The following is a 23,289-nucleotide window of genomic DNA, read 5'->3' on the forward strand; positions in this document are numbered from 1 at the left end:
GCATGGGTTCTCCGTGTTCGGAAAGGTGTTCGGCTTTTTTCTGGGGCTTGTTGTCCTTGTTTGCGGGTCCGAGCCCGTATCGGCCCTGGAGATGAGCCTGCGGCAGTATCCGCAGCGAGAGCAGGTGGCTCTGCGGTTGTCGGCGGATACCGCGGGGACTCCGGTCGTTCCCCAGGTGCGACGCGTCGAAGGCCAAGCCGTCCGGTTGGAACTGCCCGGCGTGGACCGGAGCGAGCTGGCTGATCTGGACCTGCCGTCCCCCGCCGGGTCGCTGCTTTTGACGGCTTTCCTCCGGGAACCCACCGGCCTCGTGGTCCGCACGAGCACCGAGGCCTTTGGTTTCGTCTCGCAATTCAATCCCTCCACCGGACTGCTGTTGGTGGACTTTTTTCCGGATCCGCTGGGCAATCGCTGGCAAGAAACCGCCTCGCGCCAAGCATCCCCCCCAGCGGCCCCAGCTCCCGAGCCTTCAGATATCCCGGCGACAAGCCCACCGGAATCTCCCCCTGCCGCTCCACCACCTCCTCCTTCCCAAGCCCGGGCGTCCAGTGAACCGACTGGGACGCCCGACCAGCGGATTGTCCCGAGGATGGAGCCATCCTCCGAAAGCATGACGGCGGAGGTTCGCCGACCATTGCGGGAACGTCCGGAAGACCAAGCCGGCGACCCGGTCTCCATGCCTGCTTCGATGCCCACGGCTACGGAAGATGTCCCTCAAGTCCGAGCACCGATCCGTTCCGCTGTTCCCGAGCAAGTTGAGTCGTCCGCTCCTCTCGCGTCCGCGCCGGATACCGACGCCTCGCGGATTCAGACCCAGGCCCAGACCCAGGACCAGACCCAAGGTCAGAGCGCGATTCGTTCTCCGATTTCGCGTGTCGGCCCGGATCAGGCCGCTCCCGTGGCTCCGGTTATTGATCAGCCTGTTGAGCGACAAGTCGCGCCGCCAGTGGAAGCAGCGGCTGAGCCGCTCCCCGCATTGCCCGAGGCCATGGCCCGACCCGAACCCATAGCGCAGCCTGACGATCCTTCAATGAGCCGCGCTCCCATTCTCCGGCAGCCGGTGCCCGAAGCGGAGTCGGCCGACGAAGAGTTGATCGAACCTGCTCCCGTGACCGAGATTGAACCTTCGGAACCGTTGCCCGCGGTGGTCGCGGAGGAATCGGACGCCGTGCCGGATCCGCCCGAATCGCTTTTGGAGTCAGAGGCGACGCCTGCCCCTTCGCCCTCTCCCTCGTCTCCCACCATTCCGGAACAGGCCGAAGATCCTGACCAACAGCACCAGCGATTGCTGACATCGGCCAGAGCGGCGATGATGAACTCGGAGTTCGATGCAGCCATCGCTGCCCTGCGAGCTCTTTCCAACCTTCCGGACTTGTCGGACACGGCCCGGGAGGAGGTGCTTTACAATCTCGGCGACGCCTTGTTCGGTCTGCACCAGGCTGATCTGGCCGACAATTTCGGACCCATCGCCCAGGCCTACGAACGGGCCATGAACTTCAACCCAAAATCCCAGAGAACCGCCACGGCCTTACGGAACTTGGGCGTGCTGCATTTGCGGGTAAATAATCTACCGGAGGCCAAGGCCTATTTCAACGTGCTCAAGCGCGACTATCCTCACGACCCCCTTGTGCCCACCACGGAATACTATCTCGGGCAGTTTTTTCTGGAGCGGGGCGACTACGATCAGGCCGCGGATTACTTTCAGATCGTGGTCCAGAACCACCCGGAGCATTCCATTGCTCAACAGTCCTCGGTGGGGCTGGCCAAAGCCTTGAACGCTCTGGGCTATGACGAACAGGCGTTCCAGATCATGGATTTTATGGAGAAGCGTTGGCCCAGGTATTACATCGACGAGCCCGAACTTCTGGAGTTGGCCGGAATCATCGCCTTGCGCGTCAACGCTCTGGAATCCGCGAAGCAGCGTTTGCTGACCTACTACAACCTGATTCCGGACACCCCGGAGGCCGATATGCTGTTGGCCCGGATCGGGGACATCTATCTGCTTTCCGGTCAGCCGGATCCGGCCAGACGAGTCTTTGAACGAGCCGCGGAGCTGTTTCCGGACCAGGAGGGCGGCCTGATCGCCAAGATGCGGCTGGTGGAGGGCGGGATCCATGACGAACCCAGCCTGGACGACATGTTCGCCATGCGCAGGGCCGCGGAGGTCTATTCGGAAATTATTTCCAAGCATCCGGATAGCCCCTTGGCCGCGGTGGCCACGGTCAAGCTGGCCATCTGGCAAATCTGGAACAAGCGGCTCGAAGACAGCTTGATGGTCATCAGTGGTTTTTTGGGCAGTCGACCCAATCATTCCCTGGTTCCCAAAGCCCTGGAAGTGGGTGTCGAGGCTTTCACCCGGCTGGTGGAGCGCAACGCGGCGGACGGACGATATCCCGAGATTTTGGAGCAGTGGCAGGCGAATGTTTTTCTCCACGACATGCTGGACGAGTTGTCGCCGAGCACCCAGCTCGGCTTGGCCATGGCCTATTGGAGCGCAGGCGATATGGAGCAGGCCATTGCCTTGGCCAGGCCCTATCTTGGGGAGGACACGCCAAAGGAACTGCAAATCTCGGCTCTGGAGTTGATTCTGGGAATTTTTCTGGAGCAGCAGGAATGGGCGCGGATCGTGGACCTGGCTCCACTCCGGGACGATCTGCCTGGGCCGCAGCGGCGGGAGCTGACCTATTCCGTGGCCCTGGCCATGGAAAATCTGGGCCGTTCCGAGGAGGCCCGGCCGCTTTGGCGCGGGCTGGCCGAAGACTTCGACCTGACCGACGCCCAGCGCGGCTATGCCTTGTACTTTCTGGCCCGTACGGCCATGCAGGAGGAAAATTTCGAGCGTGTCTATCTCTACGCCCAGGAAGCCCTGAGCCTGTTGCTGCTGGACCGGGAGGATACCGGCAAGATCAGGGACGCCGTGACGTGGTTGACCCAGGTCACGGAACGCACTGGTCGGCTCCAGGAAGCCCTGGCCTGGGCCTTGGAATTGGACCAACTCATCGATCGCTCCGACCCGGACTGGAGCATGAGTCGCTATCGGCTGGCGCAGCTCTATCAACGCGCCCAGAACCACGCCGAATGGAAAGCCGTTCTGGAAGACTTGAAAACAGAAGACCCCCAGGGTCTTTATGGCCGCCTGGCCGCCTCGGCTCTCCAGGGCCGGACTCTGGAAGACAGCGCGGGCCGTTTCTTTTAGGATTCGGACGCGAAAAACTAGACCACTACACCTAAGGAGTAGAATCCAAACATGTCGTCCACCCTCATCAGCAAACTGAACTCAAAGCACGCCTGCATCGGCATCGTTGGATTGGGATACGTCGGCCTGCCGTTGGCCCTGCGTTACCTTGAGGCCGGGTACTCCGTCCTTGGGCTGGACGTGGACCAGAGCAAGGTGGATCTGTTGTCCGCCGGAAAGAGCTACATCAAGCATATTTCCGTCGCGCCGATTTATGAAGCCGTTCAGGCGGGAAGATTTACGGCCAGTACGGATTTTTCCCGTGCCTCCGAGGCCGACGCCCTGATTCTGTGCGTCCCCACGCCCCTGGACCGCCACCGAGAGCCGGACTTGAGCTACGTAATCGCCTCGCTGGAGGAAATCCTGCCGTATCTGCGCCCGGACCAGGTGGTCTCGCTGGAGTCCACCACCTATCCCGGGACCACGGAGGAAGAATTGCGTCCCCGGATCGAACAGGCCGGGTTTGCGATCGGTCGGGATATTTTTCTGGTCTATTCCCCGGAGCGCGAGGACCCCGGCAACCCCGATTTCAAGACCCGGACCATTCCCAAGGTTTGCGGAGGCAGCACGTCGGCCTGTCTGGACGTCGGTCTGGCCCTCTATGAACAGGTCATCGACCAAGTGATACCGGTTTCCTCCACGCGCACGGCCGAGGCCGTGAAGCTGATGGAAAACATCTTCCGGAGCGTGAATATCGCCCTGGTCAACGAACTGAAGACGGCCTTCATGAAGATGGACATCGATGTTTTCGAGGTCATTCGGGCCGCCTCCACGAAACCTTTCGGCTTCATGCCCTTTTATCCCGGGCCGGGGCTCGGCGGGCACTGCATTCCCATCGATCCCTTCTACCTGACCTGGAAAGCCCGTGAGTACGACGTGACCACCCGGTTCATCGAATTGGCCGGAGAGATCAACACGTCCATGCCCGCCTTCGTGATCCAGCGAGCCGCGGACGTCCTCAACGAACAGGGCAAACCGCTCAAAGGGTCCCGGATTTTGTTGCTGGGCCTGGCCTACAAAGCCGACGTGGACGATGACCGCGAATCTCCGACCTACAGAATCATGGAACTTCTGGAGCACAAAGGCGCTTTGGTCGCCTACAACGATCCACATGTCCCGGTCATCCGGCCGAGCCGGGAATATGCCCGGTACGCCGGGCGGGAGTCCATGCCGGTGGGCGACGGATACGACTTGATCATCCTCTGCACCGCCCACGAGGCTTACAAGGACATCGATCCCGCCGCGTTGAGCGTTCCTGTTCTGGATACCAGAGGCTTTTTTCCGGACTTGGAGGGCAGGGTATTTCGGGGGTAGAGGACCAGCATCAGGCCCGCCTGGGGCGAAACGCCCGGACCCTTCGGGCCAGCTCGCTCCGTTGGGCTTCGGGAGATGATGCGTCCGTTGCATCCCGGCCGGAACGCATGGACGCCCCGTAGCGCAGCCGGATATAGTCCGCGCTGATGGCCGTGATCGGTTCCGCCAGGTCCGGGCGCAGTCCGGCTGCTCGAAAGGCGTAATCCCGGGGGCCTTCCTGGGGGAAGCGGGGGATGCCGATTTTGGCCAGACGGCGGCAGAACCCGGCGTAGATTTTGTCCAGGGCGTCCTCGGGCGGACGGGAGCGGAGCAGGATCACGCCGTAGACCAGGGCCGCGGCGACGAAGCTCAGGCTCAGGGCCAGAGCCAAGTGGCCGAAGCGCTCCAGGCGGGTCGTTCCGGCCAAGCCGAAACGCTCCAGGAAACGGCGCTGCCGTTCGAAACCGAAATCCAGGACCCATTGATTCCAAAGCGTATTGGCCGCGTCCCAGCCCTGGGTCAGACCACGCCAAGCGCTGATCACCCACCCCATTTCCCGGCTGGAAAGCACCCTGGGCATGTCGATATTCGGCACCAGTGCCCCGGCGCCCACGTCGATTCGTTCCGGTGCGAGCACCGTGGTCGGGTCCACACGGGTCCAGCCGGTTTCCTCCAGCCAGACTTCGCTCCAGGCATGGGCGTGATACTGGCGGATCACGAAGTAGTCTCCCAAGGGATTGCGGTCTCCGCCCTGATAGCCGACCACCACCCGGGCCGGTATGCCGGCCGCGCGCATCAGGAAGGTGAAGGCCGACGCATAGTGCTCGCAATACCCGCTCCGGGTCCGGAACAGAAAATCGTCCACGGCCTCTTCGCCCAGCAAGGGCGGACGCAGGGTGTAGCCAAAAGCCTCGTCGCGAAAGAAATCCAAGGCCCGATCCACCACGCTCCGCTCGTCCCCGTCCGCGTCCTCGTTCGTCGCGACCCAACTCCAGGCCAGCTCCCTGGCCCGATGGTTGCCGGAGGCCGGCAGTTCCAGAGCGCGGCGACGCTCTCCCGGCGTCGGGGCGTCCGTCTCGAATTCCAGGGCCGCCTGGAGCTGAAACCGGGCGCGGCGACGCAGTTCTTCGCGAGCCTCCAGGCGAAAATCCGGAGCCGGTTCGAGCTCCTCGGCCATGATCCCAGGAGTATCCGCTTCCGTGCCGGGTATCGTTTCAGGACTCATGTCCGGCAACGCTTCCGCCGATGAACCCACTTGTCTTTCCCAGCCTCCGGCCAGCGGCATTTCCAGGACCGGAAGCCAGCGCTGGTCATGGGCCTCCATGGTCAGAACGTATTCCACCGTCTCGCTCAAGGGCCGGACTCGCCATTGCCTGAATTCCCGGCCAGATTCCCGGCCAGACTCCCGCTCGGGTTCGCCGACTCGCCATCCCCGCCCGTCTGTTTCCCAGAGCACCAGGGCCCGCCAGTACATCCGGCTCACTGTCGGAGGCTGGTCGACGAAGGCGACCCGGAAGACCACTTCCGAGGATTGCAGCAGTTCGCTGATGTCTCCGGGGCTCATGGTGTCGCTCAGCCCGGTCAGTCCGGTTCTCGGGGCCTGGAACAGGCCCCAAAGAGAGCCGGGCAGCCGGGGAAAGAGCACGAACAGGATCAGCATGACCGGCAGGGCCTGGAGCAGCAGGACGCCGGCCTGGCGGAGCCGAAACCGCGGATCGGTCTGACTGGGCGGATGGGAGACGCCAATCAAGGCCGCCGTGGCGATCAGCACGACCAAAATCATGTACCCCGCCACCAGCAGGCTTTGGCTGTGCAAAAATTGGAGCAGCACCAGCAGGTACGTCATGAACAGGATCTGGACCTGATCCCGACGTCCCCTGGCCTCGAAGGGCTTCAGGGCCAGCAGGAGCAAGAGTAGGGCCGTGCCGGGTTCCGGACCCAGCAAATAGCCGAAACTGAGGTAGACGCCGCCCACGCCGCCCAGGGTTAAGACGAGACGGATCATTCTGGACGGGGTCAACCCCGTGCGCTGTAAGGTGTACAGTCGCAAAAACCACAATCCGACGCAGGTCAGCCCAATCCACGCCGGATACCTGGCGAAGTGCGGCAGCGCGGCCAGGAATGCCGGGCCGAGAATCCAGAGCCAGGGGCCGTGGGGATCTCGCAGGAGAGTTCGCGAGGCACGGATTATCATCGTCGGGCCTCGTCGGGCGGCTCTGAGGCAGGCATGGCGAACAGGGCCAGGGCCGTCAAGCAGGCGTGCATCTGGCGCGGTCCGTTTCCGACGGGAATGTGTTTGCCGGGAATCCGCAGGCTGTAGGCTTGTCCGGCGGCTTCAGCGTCCAGAACCAGGCGGCAGAGCAGGGACAGCTTGGCCTCGGTTTCCCCGCCGGGCAGGGCGTCCCAGTCCAGCACGATCTCCTGCTGGTTCGCGGCGGAGCCGAACTCCTTGGACACCAGCTCCGTGCCCCTGGCTACGGCCTTCCAGGCAATCCGGCGCAAGGGGTCGCCCATCTGATATGCTCGCAAGCCATGGTATTCCTCGCCTTCCAGTCCGTTTCCCGCCCGTGGCCGTTTCTCGCCTTGGTCCTGGGAAGCGCTTTGTTGATCAAGGACGGAAGCCCTTGAAGCCGGGGCCGGGTAAACCACGCAGCGCAACGGCAGGGCGACCCAGGACCAAGCCCGGAACAGGCCCAGGGGGAAAACCGTGGCGACCAATATCCGCTTTGGCCGCAATTCCCCTCGGTTGGTCGCCGACAAGGATGGAAGAAAGGTCTGCTCTCCGGCGGTGGGGAGGTCTTTGAGTGATCCGGTATCGCCCCGGGCCCAACCGACCTGAATCCCATGACGCGGCCACGGGCTCGGGTTGGTGACCGTCACCGGAAATTTCGCTTGGTCGCCCGCAAAGACCGGAGATGCCGGACCTTGGCTGATCAGCAGCCCGGAGAGGCCGCGATGGGTGTGGAAGATGCCGACCAGGGCGATGCCGGTCAGCAGGAAGGTCAGGAGATAGCCCGGCGGATTGTTGTAGTTGATGGAGATCAGCAGCAGGATGACCAGCAGGATGAAAAAACCGATCCCGGTTTTGGTGGGCAGAATATAGATGCGGTTGGTTCCCAGCCGCACCGGGAGGTGGTCGCTTCCGTCGGGACTGGTGGCTCGTTTGGTGAAGCCGGATCGAAGGCGGCTCAAGGTCGTAGCGAGGGGCATGATCGTGAAATCGAACGATACAATAGCGGCCAAAAACAAAAAAGGCGGACCTCTCTGGAGAGATCCGCCTGGAAAGCAATGTCGAAAGGGGCGAAGATTACCGCTTGGAGTATTGGAACCGGGCGCGGGCGGAACGCAGGCCGTACTTTTTGCGTTCCTTGATCCGGGCGTCCCGGGTCAGCAGGCCGGCGCGTTTCAGAGTCGGCCGCAGTTCCAGGTCAAAGGCCAGCAGCGCGCGGGAAATGCCGTGACGCAGGGCCTCGGCCTGTCCGGCTACGCCGCCGCCGTCCACGGTGGCCTTGATGTCGAACTTGCCCAGGGTTTTGGTCAGATTCAAGGGCTGGCGCACGATCATCCGCAGAGTGGCCCGAGGAAAATATTCGTCAAAGGGTCGATTGTTCACCAGAATCTGGCCACTTCCAGGATAGATGCGGGTCCTGGCCACGGCGGATTTCCGGCGTCCGGTTCCGTAAAAGAATTCACTGCTCATACTCGACCTCTCTTAAAAATCCAGTTGTTTCGGCTGTTGTGCCGCATGGGGATGCTCGGTGCCGGTGTAGACCTTCAGCTTTTTGAGCAACGCGCGTCCCAGGCGATTTTTGGGCAGCATGCCTTTGACCGCGTGTTGCAGGACATGCTCGGGCTTTTTCTGGAGCATGGTCCGCAGGTTGGTCTGCTTCAGGCCGCCCATGTAGCCGGAATGCCGATTGTACATCTTCTGATCCAGCTTCGCGCCCGTGACTTTGACCTTCTCGGCGTTGATCACGACGATGAAGTCTCCGTTGTCCATGTGCGGGACGAACTCAGGCTTATGTTTTCCACGCAGGCGCATGGCGATGGTGCTTGCCAAGCGGCCCAGAATCTTGTCTTCGGCGTCGACCACGTACCATTCGCGGTCAAGCTCCGCCGCTGTCGGGGAATATGTCTTCATGCGCTCCGTCTCCTCGTTCAGAACTGAAAGAGGAAGCCTATAAGCGGAGAGGGATAAGTCTGTCAAGCCGTGAGTCGACAAAAGTCCGGGACCCTTTCGAATCGAGAGTCCATTCCTCTTGCACAATCCCGTTGAAGGAAGAAAGCGTCGCGCCCGCGAACTGGGCACCGCGAGTCGTCCTTGGACCCGACATTTGCCTTTGTTTGAAAAAACGCACATATCTTGTGAAGCTAAAGAACAGGGTCGGACGCGTGCGGGGGATTTTCCCTCCGGCGGTGGACGAACCATCCTCATTTCCGACCCCGCAAAACCCTGAGACCATCCAAAGGAAGCCGTGCCAAAGTCCAAGCCTCGGGCTGATAACAAGAGCAAGCATCTTCGGGCCAGAGCTGAGAAGCAACTGGCCGGGGATTCCCAGGGCATCCATAAAGCTCCTGTCGAGGATGTTCAGAAGCTGATCCATGAGCTGCGGGTGCATCAGATTGAGCTGGAAATCCAGAATGACGAACTGCGTGCGACTCAGGCGGCTCTTGAACAGTCCCGGAACAGGTATCACGAACTCTATGACTTTGCCCCTGTCGGATACTTTTGCCTGGACGAGAACAATCTGATCAGGGAGGTCAACCTTGTCGGCGCGGAACTCCTGGGTCTGGAAAGGGCGCTTTTGATCCGGCAGCGATTTTCCCGCTTCATCGCCCCGGACTCCCAGGATGCGTTCTATTTCCATCGAAAAAGAGTGCTTGCGTCCGAGGGCAAGCAGGTTTGCGAACTTGTGCTCGTGAACAAGGACGGCTCGCGATTCCACGCCCAACTGCAAACCACGTCCGTGGTTGACGACGCAGCGAAGACCGATCGTTTGCGCATCGCGGTCATGGACATCACCGCGCGTGTCCGTCTCGAAGCGGAACTGAAGGTCGCGAACGAGGAACTGGAACAGCGGGTCGAGGCCCGCGCGAGTGAACTGATAAAAGCAAACCTGGAGCTCCGGAAGGAAATTGTTCTGCGTCGCCAGATCGAGCTGGAATTGCAGAAATCCGAAGAAAAATACCGCATCGTGGTTGAAAACGCGAATGAAGGTATTATCGTCACGCAAAATTCCGAAATTAAATTTTCAAATGCCAATTTTGAAAATATTACAGGATATACCAGGGAAGAGTTAGCCGGTTTGCCCATCGTTGATCTTGTCCATCCGGACGATGTCGCGATGGTCATGGAATATCAAGCGCGGGCAATGCGGGAGCAGGTGCAGCCACAGTCATATAATGCGAGAGTGGTCGGCAAGGCGGGGCAAATACGATGGCTGCGAAACAAAAGGGTGCTGATCGAATGGAACGACCGACCGGCCGTCCTGAGCTTTCTTGACGATATTACCGCTCAGATGCACTCCGAAAAGGTGCTGAAGGAGATCGACGAACAGCTCAAGAATATTTTTCTGGAGTCGCCCATCGGCATCGCGGTCTATGATGCGCACGGCCTTATGTACGGAGTGAACAAATCCTATTTGACAATTTACGGAATGCCTGATGCAACCCGAGTCCTTGGAACATCGCTCTTTGACGACCCTCTGCTGAGCAGTGAGACGAAAGAAAGACTGCTGGCGGGCAACGCGATCCGGGAGGAGGTCGTTGTCGATTTTCCAAAAGCCGTTGATGGCGGCGTGCTTGATCCAACAAGAACGAAGGAGCTGTATCTGGACGTGCTGATCACCCCGCTGGGGATGAGCACGGGCGATGCCGTGGTCGGATATATGACCCAGATTCAGGACATTACGGAGGAAAAAGGCGCTCAACGGAGCATTCATGCTCTTTCCCAACAGCTCATCAGGGCCCATGAAGCCGAGCGTCTGATGATATCCCGCGAGCTTCACGATCGCGTGGGACAGGACCTTTCGACCTTGAAAATCGGCCTTGATTCCTTGCGACACGAGCACCGCATTCAGAATCCGGAGTGTTTGGAGAAATTGACGGCGTTCTCCGATCTCACGCAACAGGCCATCATGGTTGTCCGGGACCTGGCCTATGAACTGCGTCCCCCAGGTCTTGATCAGTTCGGATTCGTGCGGGCCATGACGCAATACGGCAAGGATTTCGCCGAGAAAACAGGGCTTGATATTCGCATGACCTTTACGGGCGTGGAAAATTCGTCTCTTGATGTCGATGCCGAGATCAATCTGTACCGGCTGGTCCAGGAAAGCCTGAACAACATCCACAAGCATGCCTTGGCCAGGCGGGCTGTCGTGAGGATGGTGGCATCCTTTCCGAAAATCATCTTGCGGATTGAAGATGACGGCCTCGGCTTTGATCCGGTGCAACGGATGGCGGGCGCGACCGCGGAGAAGCGCATGGGCCTGCACAGCATGCGGGAACGGGCCACCCTGCTCGGAGGCACGATGCGCATCCGCTCACGACTGGGAAAAGGCACGCAAATCCTGGTCGAACTCCCTTATGAAAGGAAACCTCATGACTCAGAAAAAAACAGTATTGATCGTTGATGATCACCCGCTCTACAGGGAAGGTTTGAAGGCAATTATCAATCGAAGCCCGATATTCGAGGTGGTCGGGGAAGCCGGCGACGGGAAGGCGGGGCTTCAGCAAGCCAAAGAGTTGCGGCCCGATCTTGCCCTGGTGGACATATCCATGCCCGAAAAAGGCGGCATCGATCTGGTCCAGGATCTGAAAAGCCTTCGGCCCGAGACGCGGATCCTGGTTGTCAGCATGCATTCCAGGATAGACTACATCACCAAGGCCTTCCAGGCCGGGGCACTGGGGTACATGGTCAAGGAATCCGCCGGCGATGGGCTGCTGAAAGCAATGGAAGCCGTGGCCAACGAAGAGTTTTTCCTGGACAGTTCGCTGTCCCGGGAAGTGATCCTGAAAATCTCAAAAATTCCTGATGCGCAGACGGTCGTCATCAATGGCGACTACGGGAGCCTGACCTCCCGCGAGCAAGAGATCCTGCGGCTGCTGGCGGAAGGGCAAACAGCCAAGGAAATAGCGAATCGGCTAGCCATCAGCCCGAAAACAGTCGAAAATCACCGCGTCAACATCATGCGCAAGCTCGAACTCCGACGGCCCATCGACCTGATTCGCTACGCGGTCCGAATCGGGCTGATCGATGTGGACCAGTGGAAGGATTGAGCCCGACCCGCCCGCCCACTCACGATCACTTTTTCCCTCTCCCCTGAGCACGAGCAGGGAACGCACCTCCGCACCTCCCTCGCAACACTCGCACTCCCAACCTCCACCCGGGAGATACTCCCATCTTCCGGGGTTTTTCCTCGGTATAATTAAGCGATTTCCCTACAGACACGGCTCAGGGAAAAGCTACACTTCGTCCTGAAAGCTGAAACAGGTGAGACGACGAAAAGTTCGTCCGGCGTCCAGCGGTTTGTCCAACGCCATGCCCACGGCCGTTGCGGAAGGAGGGAAGCCATGAAGTGCATTTTGAGAATGGCCGTATTGTGCGCGGTCGCTTTCTTCCTGCTGGGTCTCGTCGGTGCGGTTCAGGCCCAAAAACAACCGAATCAACCGGGTCGGAGTGCGCTTGTTCAACCTGAATTGCGGACCATGGATGATTTTCAACAAATGGTCCGCCGGATGCTCCCGGGGTTACGTAAAGGTTTTGATATGGCCGAAGCCGCCGACCTGTTCGACGGCTTTGTAAGCCAGGTCGAACAGGCCGACATTGAAATAATCGAGGTGCTCCCGGAAAGAAATCTCTTGTGGATGATGTTCGTTGATGGACAAAACGTTGATGTCATCGAGAACGTGGCCAGGGCGGGAAAAGATCCCTTCATGGCCTTCGTGGTGACCGTGGAAAGAAATGCAAACCTCCACGTCTTTGTCGTCCCGGCGATGTGCGGCAACCTTGGACTGGCCCGGATCGTCGCTCCGTCCCTCTCCGCTCCCGTCGGCATGAATTCAGCCCAGGCTTGGGGTTTTTGAACGAACCGTCGGAGACGATTTTTTTCGACACCCACTGAGGCTGCTGATCCGTCACTCCAATCTGGAAAGCAATCCCGTGGAACTTTGTGACATGATATTCGTGTTTAACATTGAAAACAGTAAAGGAGATAGGAATGCCCATAATTAATTTGATTATTATTCTGGTCGTCATCGGCGTTGTTCTCTGGCTGGTCAACAACTACATCCCCATGGACGGAAAAATTAAACAAATACTGAATGTCGTCGTGATTATTGCTGTTATCATATGGTTGTTAAGTGTCTTTGGAGTAATAGGATCTCTGTCAGGAATACGAGTCGGAGGTTGATAATGATCTGAATGGTGCTCCGAGAGGTGCGTGCCGGACAAATTGTTTGATTCGGCATGGGAACATGATCGTCTTTAAAAAAGGGGGAAAGGGAATGGAACGCGTTTTGAAGTTGGGCGTATGGTTGGTGGCGATGTTCGTGTTGTTGGGTGTTGTCGGTACGGCTCAGGCCCAAACGGAACTCAAGGAATTGGGCCGGAATCCGTTTTACAAACCTGAATTGCAAACGGTCGGCGAATTTCAGGATATGGTCAAAGAGACGCTTCCGGATTTGAGAAGAGGTTTTGCAACGGCCGGCGCCTCTGCATTGCTTGACGATTTCGTGATTCAGGTCCAGCAGGCCAACATTGAAAAAGTCGACGTGCCCATTGGTGAGCAACTGCAGTGGATGATCTATAAAAAGGCGCAACGCGTCGAAGTCATGAAAAACGTGATCTGGGCCGGCAAAGAGCCTTTCGAGGCATATCGGTTGGTCGTTGAAAGAGACGGAAAGCGCAATGTTTTCGTGGTCCCGACGATATGCGGCAACGTATCTCTGCTTCGGTCAAGCGATCTGCCCGCTCCCGCTCCCGTTGTCACGGCACCGACACCGGCGACGCCGCCGGTTGTCGCGGCGCCGGCTCCCGCTCCCGCTCCCGCCCCGGCCACGGATACCTCATGGACGGAGCCGATTCTGAAGCGCGGGAACTTCGTCGTCGATCTCGGCTATCTGCATCAGCCTGATCCCGCGAACTATTTGTTGATGCGGGTCGGCTACGCCTATCGCTTTCATGAGCATTTTTCCCTTTTGGGCATGATCGGATTTGCTCCGGTCGTCCACGGTGACGACGACACTGATTCGTTCATGGCTGATCTGACCGCCAATTACCACTTCGATCGAATGTACTTCGGAGGCGGTATGGGATTCTGGCATTCCAGCCGGAAGGATCGCGCGGATATGATCGTGAACGCGGGCTACCGGATTTACGGGGAAGCGTATCAGCGCAATCTTTCCTTGTTTGTCGAGGGCCGCATAGGAGTGGAGGATCTCAACGATTTTAACGATTACGTCCGCTATGGCGCAGGCTTGCGTTTTCAGTTTTAAGGTGTCGGTTCCTCTCCGTCGGCAACAAGGAGCAACCCGTCTGTTTTCGTAGAGGCGGTCGCGAACGATGTTCACAGGGGCGGTTGGTAAACCGCCCCTGTTCGGTTTCAAAGGTTTCAGCGTAACTGTTCAATAACTTCGGGCAAGTGGACCACTCAAAAACACCTGGACCCCGGCCTGCGCCGGGGTGACGACCGAGAAGATTCGCTATCGAGGTATTCCATTCCGTCATACCGGCGCAGGCCGGTATCCAGGCAACACGGAGTCCCGGAGGTAGTCTACCTGGCCTTACTGATCAATTACGTTCCAGCCAAGGATGTTTGTGCCATGACGCTCACCACGGCGACAATTGTCGAAAAATCAGGTCAACTCCGGGAGCGTTTGCGCTGGGTTCTTCGTTTCCAGGAGAACAAAGACGACGAAGCGCCGCTGCGTTCCGAGTTGTTCAGCACCTCCCAGATGGAGGAACACGGTAAAATCCTCGCGGGCATGCATGCCTTGGGCGCGGAGCATGCCCCGGAGCGTCTGCTGGGAAGGCTTGCCAAGAACGAGAAGGTCCTGTTCGAGGTTCGCGATCTGCTGACTGAGGTGGTGCAGGCCAACCGCGTGATTATTCCGGCGGGGGAATGGCTGCTGGACAATTTTTATCTGATCGAAGAGCAGATTCTGGTGGCCGGGAAGCTGTTGCCCAAGAACTACGCCAGAAAGCTTCCCCGCCTGAAGGATGGCCCGTCCAGAGGCCTTCCCCGAGTATACGACATTGCCCTGGAGACCATCGCCCACGGCGACGGGCGGGTGGATCTGGAGAGCCTGAGCGGATTTGTCGCTGCCTATCAGACGGTTACGCCACTGCGTCTGGGAGAACTGTGGGCCATTCCGATCATGCTGCGCCTGGCCCTGATCGAAAATCTGAGGCGGATTGCCGCGCGAATTGCCGTGAACCGGGCCGACCGCGACCTGGCTGATCACTGGGCCGACAAAATTTTGGAGACAGCCCAAAAAGACCCCAAAAAGCTGATCCTCACGGTTGCCGACATGGCCAGGTCGGCTCCGCCCATGGTCAGCTCCTTTGTCGCGGAGCTGGCCCGTCGCCTCCAGGGACAGGGCCCGGCGCTCGCACTTCCTCTGGCCTGGGTCGAGCAGCAACTCCTGGAATCCCCCCTGACCATTGATCAACTGGTCCAATCGGAGAACCAGCAGCAGGCGGCTGATCAGCTTTCCATCAGCAACAGCATCGCGGGCCTGCGCGTCCTGAGCGTCATCGACTGGCGCCGATTCGTGGAGACTCTGAGCGCCGTTGAACACATCCTGCAAAGGGACCCGGCCGGAATCTATGGCCGCACGCACTTCAACACCCGGGATCAATACCGGCACGTGGTGGAGGAGATCGCCAAAAAAGGCGGACTCACCGAAATGGAAGTGGCCCGAACAGCCATCGAGCTGGCCGGACAAGGCGCTGCCGGGGCGCATGGCGACAGCCGGACGGGGCATGTCGGGTTCTACCTCATCGATATCGGGCGGGCTCAGCTTGAAAGTCGGGTTCGTGCCGGATCATCGGTCCTGGACAAGCTGCGTGGCGTTGGGCGCCGATTTCCCCTGCTCTTGTATCTCGGCTCGATTTTTTTCCTCACGGGGATATTCACCGCGGGTTTGCTGGCAAAGACCCGTGCGGACGGTTTGGACGGCGTGCTGCTTGGGCTCGTGGCCGCCGTATTCCTGCTGGCGGTCAGCCAGCCGGCCATAGCGCTGGTCAACCTTGTCGCGACACGTCTTGCCAAGCCGCATGCGCTTCCCCGCATGGATTTTTCCAAGGGCATTCCACCCGATTCGTCCACGCTGGTCGTGATCCCAGCCATGCTTTCCAGCCCGGAGAGCGTCACGGACCTGATCAATGCCCTGGAAGTCCGATTTCTGGCCGGACGGGAAGAAAGCCTGCGCTTTGGCCTGCTGACCGACTTCCTGGACGCGGACCAGGAGACCGTCGCCGAGGATGCACCGCTGTTGCTGTCGGCCCAACAAGGCATCGAGGGGTTGAACGAGAAATACAAAGAGGCCGGCGACGCCTTCTTTCTTTTTCATCGCTCCCGGCAATGGAACCCGCGGGAGCGGATCTGGATGGGCTATGAGCGGAAGCGGGGCAAACTCGCGGCGCTGAATGCGCTGCTCAGGAACAATCGTGAGGGCGGTCCTGATGGTGGTTTTGGGGCCGATTCCAGGGGCGATTTCTCGCTGATCGTGGGCAATCTCGAAGTGTTGCGGGACGTGAAGTACGTCATCACCCTGGACACGGACACGGACCTGCCGCGGGATACCGCATGGCAGCTCGTGGGCGCGATGGCCCATCCCTTGAACCGTCCCCAATACGACGAGGACAAAGGACGTATCGTGTCCGGATACGGCATCCTGCAGCCCCGGGCGGCCGTCAGCCTGCCGGGAACGAACAGGTCCCGGTATGCCCGGATGTATGGGATTGACGCCGGTATCGACCCCTATACCGGAGTTGTCTCGGACGTCTATCAAGATCTCTTCGGCGAAGGCTCGTACATCGGCAAGGGGATTTACGACGTCGACGCCTTTGATCAGGTGCTCCGGGATCGGTTTCCCGAGAACCTGATCCTCAGCCACGATCTCATCGAGGGATGCCATGCCCGGTCCGGGCTGATCAGCGACGTGCAGCTCTTCGAAGAGTATCCGGCGCGCTATAGTGAAGACGTGAGCCGCCGCACGCGCTGGATTCGTGGGGATTGGCAGATCCTGCGATGGATTTTTCCCGGCGTTCCCGGCCCGAAGACGAAATTTACGAAGAATGCGCTCTCACTCCTGTCCCGGTGGAAGATCCTGGACAATCTCCGGCGCAGTCTCGTGCCCATGGCGCTGACTCTCCTGCTCGTGTTCGGCTGGACCGTCTCGGCCACGCCCTGGTTCTGGACCGCGGTGGTCATCGGCATCGTGCTGGTTCCGGCCCTGATCAACTGCCTGATGGGCTTCTTCAATACAAAGGGCCACGCCCTGATGAGCCATCACCTTGCCGGCGCGGCCCAAGCCATCGGCGGATGCCTTGCCCAATCCACTTTCACGTTGCTCTGTCTGCCGTATGAGGCGGCCACCAATGGCGCCGCCATCCTGCGAACCATGTGGCGGATGGGGGTATCCGGCCGAGGGCTCCTGGAATGGAACCCGCCGGGTCTGGCCCATGGGACGGGACGAACAGCGTCGGGCCTGGCAGCGCTTGGCGCGTCGTATCGCCGGATGTGGATCGGCCCGGTCGCGGCCATGACCGTGACGGGGTATCTCGTTCCGCCTCAGGCAATGGTTCCGCCAGGGGCACTGGTCGCGGCCCTGCCGCTGCTGGTCCTCTGGTTTGTCTCTCCCCTGATTGCCTGGTGGATCAGTCAACCCATCAGGCCCCCAAAAGTCCGCTTGACCGATGATCAGTTGGTCTTCCTGCGCAAGCTGTCGCGCAAGACCTGGGCCTTTTTCGAGAAATTCGTCGGCCCCGAAGACCACTGGCTGCCCCCGGACAATTATCAGGAAGCACCACGCAAGGTGGTGGCGCACCGCACGTCGCCCACCAACATGGGTTTTGCGCTGCTCTCGAATTTGTCGGCCCTCGACTTCGGCTACATCAACGTCGGACGCTTCATGGAGCGCACGGAGAACGCCCTGGGGGCAATGGAAGGGCTGGCCCGGCACCGCGGCCACTTCTACAACTGGTACGACACCCAAACCCGCGAGCCGCTCCTGCCCATGTACGTTTCCTCGGTGGACAGCGGGAACCTGGCCGCGAGTCTGATGACCTTGCGTGAAGGGTTGCTCGCGCTTCCCGACCAGAAGCTCACGGGAGACCGGCTGTTCGACGGAATCGCCGATACGGCCTTGGTGCTCATGGACGTCGCGAGTGGAAGCATACCCGCGAAGCTGACCCAGTTCATGTACGACCTTGAGTCCGTCCGGTCTTCCCCTCCGGACGCGAGCCCGCCAAACGCGAGTCCGGCGGCCAAGACCCTTGGGGATCTGAAGGCGTCCCTGGAGCGGCTGGCAATAACCGCGCGAGAGGTGGATCTGAGCTTTGAAGACAACCCTGAAAGTGAAACCATGTGGTGGGCGCGGTCCCTTGAGCAACAATGCCGGGATGCGGTTGACGAGTTGAACGTGCTGGTGCCCTGGGCCGGGCCGCCCTTTTCCGGGCAAATTGCCGATCAAATTATTGATCAAATTCCCTCTCTCAAGGATATCCCCACGCTGCGCCGACTGGCCTGCCTTGATAATGACGTACCGACCCTGATTGAGGAAATGCGCCAAAGCAGCGGGACGCCGGAGGAAAAACAACGACTCGACACGTTTGAACGGCTGATCATGGAGTCCAGTCGCAGTGCCGGGAGAAGCATCGCCCGCCTGGAAGATCTTGCGCACCAGTGCCAGAAACTTGCCCGGAACATGGAATTCGACTTCCTGTACGACAGCGCGCGCCGTCTGCTGGCCATCGGCTACAACGTCAGCGAGGGGCGCAGGGATGGAAGCTTCTACGACCTGCTGGCTTCGGAAGCGCGGTTGAGCAGTTTCGTGGCCATTGCCCAGGGCCAACTGCCTCAGGAAAGCTGGTTTGCTCTGGGGCGGTTGCTGACCATTGCCGGCGGAGAGTCGGTTCTTCTGTCCTGGAGCGGCTCCATGTTTGAATATCTGATGCCGCTGGTGATAATGCCCACCTACGATCAGACGATTCTTGATCAAAGCTGCAAGGCGGCCGTGGCCAGGCAGATCGACTACGGCAAGCAACGCGGCGTGCCATGGGGAATTTCGGAATCCGGCTACAACATGACCGATAGTCTGCTCAACTATCAGTACAAGGCTTTTGGGGTGCCCGGTCTTGGTCTGCAACGCGGACTGGCCGAGGATCTGGTCATCACCCCCTATGCTTCGGCATTGGCGCTGATGGTGGCGCCCGAAGCAGCCTGTCGTAATCTTGAGGATATGTCGTCCCGTGGTTTTCAAGGCAGGTACGGATTCTACGAGGCCATTGACTACACACCAAGTCATCTGCCTCGCGGGCGGACCAACGCCGTGGTTCGTTCCTACATGGCCCACCATCAAGGCATGAGCCTGCTCGCCCTGACGCATCTGCTTTTGGACCAGCCCATGCGGAAACGGTTCGAGGCGAATCCCATGTTTCAGGCAACCGTGCTGTTGCTTCAGGAGCGGTTGCCCAAGAGTACGGCATACCACTCGCAAATCTCGGAATTGTCCGAGTCCCGGAAAATGTCGACCTCTTTGAAGGAGAAGCCGCTGCGCATCTCCACGACTCCGCATACGTCCATCCCCGAGGTGCAGCTCCTGTCCAACGGAAGATATCATGTCATGGTCACCAATGCCGGCGGCGGCTATAGCCGCTGGCAAGATTTGGCCGTGACCCGGTGGCGTGAAGATGGCACCAGCGATAATTGGGGGGCCTTCTGTTATATCCGGGACATGTCCAGCGGTGTCTTCTGGTCCACGGCGCACCAGCCGACGCTCAAGCCGGCCGAGCGCTACGAAGCCATCTTCTCCGAAGGCCGGGTCGAGTTCCGCCGCAGGGATGAGGATATCGACACCCATACGGAGATCGCCGTTTCACCCGAGGATGACATCGAGCTGCGCCGGATCACCATTACCAACCGGTCCAAGACCCGCAGGTCCATCGAAGTGACCAGCTATGCGGAAGTCGTCCTGGCATCGCCGGCGTCCGACGCGGCGCATCCAGCCTTCAGCAATCTCTTCGTCCAAACCGAGATCATCAGGCCCCAGTGCGCGATTATGGCCACCCGGCGACCTCGGTTTGCCGACGAGCAGCCGCCGTGGATGTTCCACACCATGGCCGTCCACGGCGCGGACATGGGCGAAATGTCCTATGAGACCGACAGGTTGCGGTTTATCGGTCGCGGGAACACGCCGGCCGCTCCCGAAGCCATGCTCAGCCGCTTACCCCTTTCCGGCGGCGAAGGGCCGGTCTTGGATCCCATCGTGGCCATTCGCTGCCGGATCACCCTGGATCCGGAAACATCGGCAACCGTGAACATCATCACCGGCGCGGCACAAACCCGCGATGTCTGTGCGGGACTGGTAGGCAAATACCGGGACCGCTATCTTGTGGACCGTGTTTTTGAGCTGGCCTGGACCCATAGCCAGGTGCTTCTGCAGCAGATCAACGCCACGGAAGCCGACGCGCAGCTCTACGGGCGGCTCGCGGCCTCGGTTCTTTACGCCAATTCCGGGCTGCGCGCCGATCCCGGCGTGATCATGAAAAATCTTCGGGGACAATCCAGCCTCTGGGGCTACTCCATCTCCGGTGATCTGCCCATTGTCCTGCTCTGGATCGAGGATCGGGAGAATATCCAACTGGCCCGCCAGCTCGTCCAGGCTCATGCCTATTGGCGCCTCAAGGGGCTGGCCGTGGATTTGGTGATCATCAATGAAGATCATGCCGGTTATCGACAGATTCTGCACGACCAGATCATGGGGTTTATCGCCGCCGGCGTCCACGGCAAGCGGGCGGATCGCCCGGGCGAGGTGTTCGTGCGCAACGCGGATCAGATTTCAGAGGAAGACCGGATTATCTTTCAGGCCCTGGCCCGGGTCGTCATTCGGGACAGCCGGGGGACGCTCATGGATCAACTGAACCGCGTCGGGCGTGATCAGCCGAAAATCCCGGCCCTGGCGCCGACCCGTATTTTCCGCCCCCTGCCGCCCATGGTTGCGCCCCAGCCGCGTGAGGATCTCCTGTTTTTCAACGGAATCGGGGGCTTTACCCCGGATGGTCGTGAGTACGTCATGACCACCAGTCGCGAGCAGGTCACACCGGCGCCGTGGGTCAATGTGCTGGCTAATCCAAATTTCGGCGCCATTGTCTCGGAAAACGGCCCAACCTACACCTGGAGCGAGAACGCCCACGAATTCCGCCTCACCCCGTGGCACAACGATCCGGTCGTGGATTCAAGCGGAGAAGCCTTTTACCTGCGCGACGAGGATCGCGGCCATTTCTGGTCGCCCATGCCGCATCCGGTCAGAGGCGCTTCTCCCTACGTCACCCGACATGGTTTCGGATACACTGTGTTTGAACATACGGAGCGCGGCATTTCTTCGGAAGTCTGGGTGTTCGTAGCCATGAATGCGCCGGTCAAGTTCACGGTGCTCAAGGTGCGCAACCGGTGCGGCCGTCCGCGACGGCTCTCGGCGACTGGATTCGTCGAGTGGGTGCTGGGGGATGTGCGTCCCAAGACGGGGATGCACGTGAGCACCGAGATTGATCCTGAAAGCGGCGCGATTCTGGCGAGCAATCCGTACAACACCGAATTCAGCAGGCGGGTGGCCTTTTTTAACGTGGATCATGCCACCAGGACGGTCAGCGCGGACCGGACCGAATTTATCGGTCGCAATAAAACCCTGGCCCGGCCCGCGGCCATGACCCGGTCCCACCTCTCCGGCAGGGTCGGGGCCGCGCTGGATCCCTGCGCGGCCATGCACGTTGTTTTTGATCTGGACGACGGTGAAGACCGGGAGATCGTGTTCACCCTCGGCGCCGGGCAAGATAGCGGTCACGCCACACGTCTCGCGCGACGCTATCGTGATTCCACAGCGGCGCGGAAAAACTTGGAAGCGGTATGGCTCTACTGGAATCACACCCTGGGCGCCGTCCAGGTGGAAACCCCCGACAAATCCGTGGATCTCCTGGTCAATGGCTGGCTTCTGTACCAGACCATTGCCTGCCGGCTTTGGGGCCGCAGCGGCTTCTATCAGTCCGGTGGCGCGTTCGGGTTCCGTGACCAGTTGCAGGACTCCATGGCCCTGATCCATGCCGAACCGGTGCTTGCGCGCGCGCACCTGCTCCGGTGCGCCGGGCGGCAGTTTTCCGAAGGCGATGTTCAGCACTGGTGGCACCCGCCCACCGGCAGAGGGGTGCGGACCAAATGTTCCGACGACTACCTCTGGCTGCCCCTGGCCACGTGCCGCTATGTCCAAAGCACCGGGGATACCGGGGTCCTGGACGAAACAGTTCACTTCATCAATGGCCGCCAGCTGGGCCACACCGAGGAATCCTACTATGATCTTCCGGTCAGGTCCGAAGAGACGGCCAGCCTGTATGAGCATTGCGTGCGCGCGATCCAGAGAGGGCTCCGGTTCGGCGAGCACGGCCTGCCCCTGATCGGAACCGGCGACTGGAACGACGGCATGGACATGGTCGGCCACGAAGGCAAGGGAGAAAGCGTGTGGCTGGGGTTTTTCCTGTGCGAGGTCCTGAACCGGTTCGCTGAGATCGCGCGGCTACGCAACGACCTGGACTTCAGCCGACAATGCCGAAACGAGGTCGCCCGGCTTGGCCGAAACATCGAGCAGCATGGTTGGGACGGTGCCTGGTACCTCCGGGCGTTTTTCGATGACGGCACCCCCATCGGCTCCGCGGAAAGTCCGGAATGCCGGATCGATTCCATAGCTCAAAGCTGGTCGGTCTTGTCCGGCATGGGCGACGAGGAGCGTTCGCGGGCAGCCATGGAAGCCGTGGACACGTACCTGGTCCGCCGGGAGGACAACCTGATCCAGCTTTTGGACCCGCCTTTCGACAAATCCGCATTGAATCCGGGGTATATCAAGGGCTACGTGCCGGGCGTGCGGGAAAACGGCGGGCAGTACACCCACGCCGCGATCTGGACGACCATGGCCTTTGCCGCGCTGGGCGACAAACGTCGCGCCTGGGAACTGTTCGCCATGATCAACCCCGTCAACCACGGAAATTCCGCCGAGGAAGTGAAAACGTACAAGGTCGAACCCTACGTGGTCGCGGCGGACGTTTACGGCGTGGAGCCGCACACGGGCCGGGGTGGATGGACGTGGTACACGGGATCGGCCGCCTGGATGTACCGCCTGATCATGGAATCCCTGCTGGGTTTCAGGATGGAAGCGAACAAACTGTCCTTCGAGCCCTGCCTCCCCGCGCAATGGGACGCTTTTACGATCCGCTATCGCTTTCGGGAAACCAACTACCGGATCACGATCAGGCAGCAACAGGCCGACGAAGACGAAGCGGCCACCGTTACGGTGGACGGGGTGGTGCAACGGGAAATGGCCGTGGCGCTTGTGGATGACGGCCAGGATCATCTGGTGGAGGTGATTTCAGCTCCAGCAGGAAGATGTTGGAAACAGTCAAACGAGTAAACATGTATGCTCTCAACCTGCAGCAGATCCCTGCGTGATTTGTTGACAACTTTTTTTGAATATATATTGCCTTTATAGGCAGA

The 23,289-nt window shown here is 59.9% G+C and carries 12 protein-coding genes; 8 read left to right on the forward strand and 4 right to left on the reverse strand.

Translation table 11 applies throughout. The annotated features are described in order from the left end of the window. Window positions 1-13 precede the first annotated feature (13 nt). Together GY33_RS19845 and GY33_RS0110735 are read left to right on the forward strand one after the other, a co-directional pair. Entirely contained in the window at window positions 14-3,196 is a 3,183-nt protein-coding gene (locus tag GY33_RS19845) for a tetratricopeptide repeat protein (RefSeq protein ID WP_051822517.1), read from the forward strand. Between the two features lie 51 nt (window positions 3,197-3,247). Continuing rightward, on the forward strand, window positions 3,248-4,549 hold the full coding sequence (locus tag GY33_RS0110735) for a nucleotide sugar dehydrogenase (protein WP_031387342.1): 1,302 nt from the start codon (window positions 3,248-3,250) through the stop codon (window positions 4,547-4,549). Between the two features lie 10 nt (window positions 4,550-4,559). On the opposite strand, the gene GY33_RS0110740 is transcribed toward GY33_RS0110735, so the two are convergent. The 4 genes from GY33_RS0110740 to rplM form a co-directional block, all read right to left on the reverse strand. Further along, entirely contained in the window at window positions 4,560-6,722 is a 2,163-nt protein-coding gene (locus GY33_RS0110740; protein WP_051822518.1) for a transglutaminase TgpA family protein, read from the reverse strand. Continuing rightward, the gene (locus GY33_RS0110745) at window positions 6,719-7,738 is read right to left on the reverse strand and encodes a DUF58 domain-containing protein (protein ID WP_152555166.1); all 1,020 of its coding nucleotides are present in this window, start codon (window positions 7,736-7,738) and stop codon (window positions 6,719-6,721) included. The genes GY33_RS0110740 and GY33_RS0110745 overlap by 4 nt, the downstream gene beginning before the upstream one ends. A gap of 97 nt (window positions 7,739-7,835) precedes the next feature. Beyond that, entirely contained in the window at window positions 7,836-8,228 is a 393-nt protein-coding gene (gene rpsI, locus GY33_RS0110750) for a 30S ribosomal protein S9 (RefSeq protein WP_028572480.1), read from the reverse strand. 12 nt (window positions 8,229-8,240) lie between these two features. After that, a complete protein-coding gene (gene rplM / locus GY33_RS0110755) occupies window positions 8,241-8,669 on the reverse strand; it encodes a 50S ribosomal protein L13 (protein WP_031387345.1) in 429 nt (142 codons plus the stop codon). 472 nt (window positions 8,670-9,141) lie between these two features. Between rplM and GY33_RS19850 the strand changes: the two genes are divergently transcribed. The 6 genes from GY33_RS19850 (at window position 9,142) to GY33_RS0110800 (ending at window position 23,206) form a co-directional block, all read left to right on the forward strand. Next, entirely contained in the window at window positions 9,142-11,160 is a 2,019-nt protein-coding gene (locus GY33_RS19850) for a PAS domain S-box protein (RefSeq protein WP_051822520.1), read from the forward strand. Further along, window positions 11,129-11,806, forward strand: a complete 678-nt coding sequence (locus GY33_RS0110775) for a response regulator (protein WP_031387347.1) — start codon at window positions 11,129-11,131, stop codon at window positions 11,804-11,806. Before GY33_RS19850 ends, GY33_RS0110775 begins: the two co-directional genes overlap by 32 nt. A 294-nt stretch (window positions 11,807-12,100) precedes the next feature. Next, window positions 12,101-12,613, forward strand: a complete 513-nt coding sequence (locus GY33_RS0110785; protein WP_152555167.1) for a hypothetical protein — start codon at window positions 12,101-12,103, stop codon at window positions 12,611-12,613. A 134-nt stretch (window positions 12,614-12,747) separates the two neighbouring features. Beyond that, window positions 12,748-12,939 (forward strand): Thivi_2564 family membrane protein, encoded by a 192-nt coding sequence (locus GY33_RS0110790; protein ID WP_031387350.1) that lies wholly within the window; start codon window positions 12,748-12,750, stop codon window positions 12,937-12,939. A gap of 64 nt (window positions 12,940-13,003) precedes the next feature. After that, window positions 13,004-14,023, forward strand: a complete 1,020-nt coding sequence (locus tag GY33_RS21555) for a hypothetical protein (protein ID WP_031387351.1) — start codon at window positions 13,004-13,006, stop codon at window positions 14,021-14,023. A gap of 327 nt (window positions 14,024-14,350) precedes the next feature. Then, window positions 14,351-23,206, forward strand: a complete 8,856-nt coding sequence (locus GY33_RS0110800) for a GH36-type glycosyl hydrolase domain-containing protein (RefSeq protein ID WP_051822521.1) — start codon at window positions 14,351-14,353, stop codon at window positions 23,204-23,206. Window positions 23,207-23,289: the final 83 nt, after the last annotated feature.

The organism is Desulfonatronum thiodismutans, assembly GCF_000717475.1.
Lineage (GTDB): Bacteria > Desulfobacterota > Desulfovibrionia > Desulfovibrionales > Desulfonatronaceae > Desulfonatronum > Desulfonatronum thiodismutans.

Coding starts and splice junctions, on each gene's coding strand:
- GY33_RS0110735 (WP_031387342.1), top strand. CDS start 3,248: ATGTCGTCCACCCTCATCAGCAAACTGAACTCAAAGCACGCCTGCATC.
- GY33_RS0110740 (WP_051822518.1), bottom strand. CDS start 6,722: ATGATAATCCGTGCCTCGCGAACTCTCCTGCGAGATCCCCACGGCCCC.
- GY33_RS0110745 (WP_152555166.1), bottom strand. CDS start 7,738: ATGCCCCTCGCTACGACCTTGAGCCGCCTTCGATCCGGCTTCACCAAA.
- rpsI (WP_028572480.1), bottom strand. CDS start 8,228: ATGAGCAGTGAATTCTTTTACGGAACCGGACGCCGGAAATCCGCCGTG.
- rplM (WP_031387345.1), bottom strand. CDS start 8,669: ATGAAGACATATTCCCCGACAGCGGCGGAGCTTGACCGCGAATGGTAC.
- GY33_RS0110775 (WP_031387347.1), top strand. CDS start 11,129: ATGACTCAGAAAAAAACAGTATTGATCGTTGATGATCACCCGCTCTAC.
- GY33_RS0110785 (WP_152555167.1), top strand. CDS start 12,101: ATGAAGTGCATTTTGAGAATGGCCGTATTGTGCGCGGTCGCTTTCTTC.
- GY33_RS0110790 (WP_031387350.1), top strand. CDS start 12,748: ATGCCCATAATTAATTTGATTATTATTCTGGTCGTCATCGGCGTTGTT.
- GY33_RS21555 (WP_031387351.1), top strand. CDS start 13,004: ATGATCGTCTTTAAAAAAGGGGGAAAGGGAATGGAACGCGTTTTGAAG.
- GY33_RS0110800 (WP_051822521.1), top strand. CDS start 14,351: ATGACGCTCACCACGGCGACAATTGTCGAAAAATCAGGTCAACTCCGG.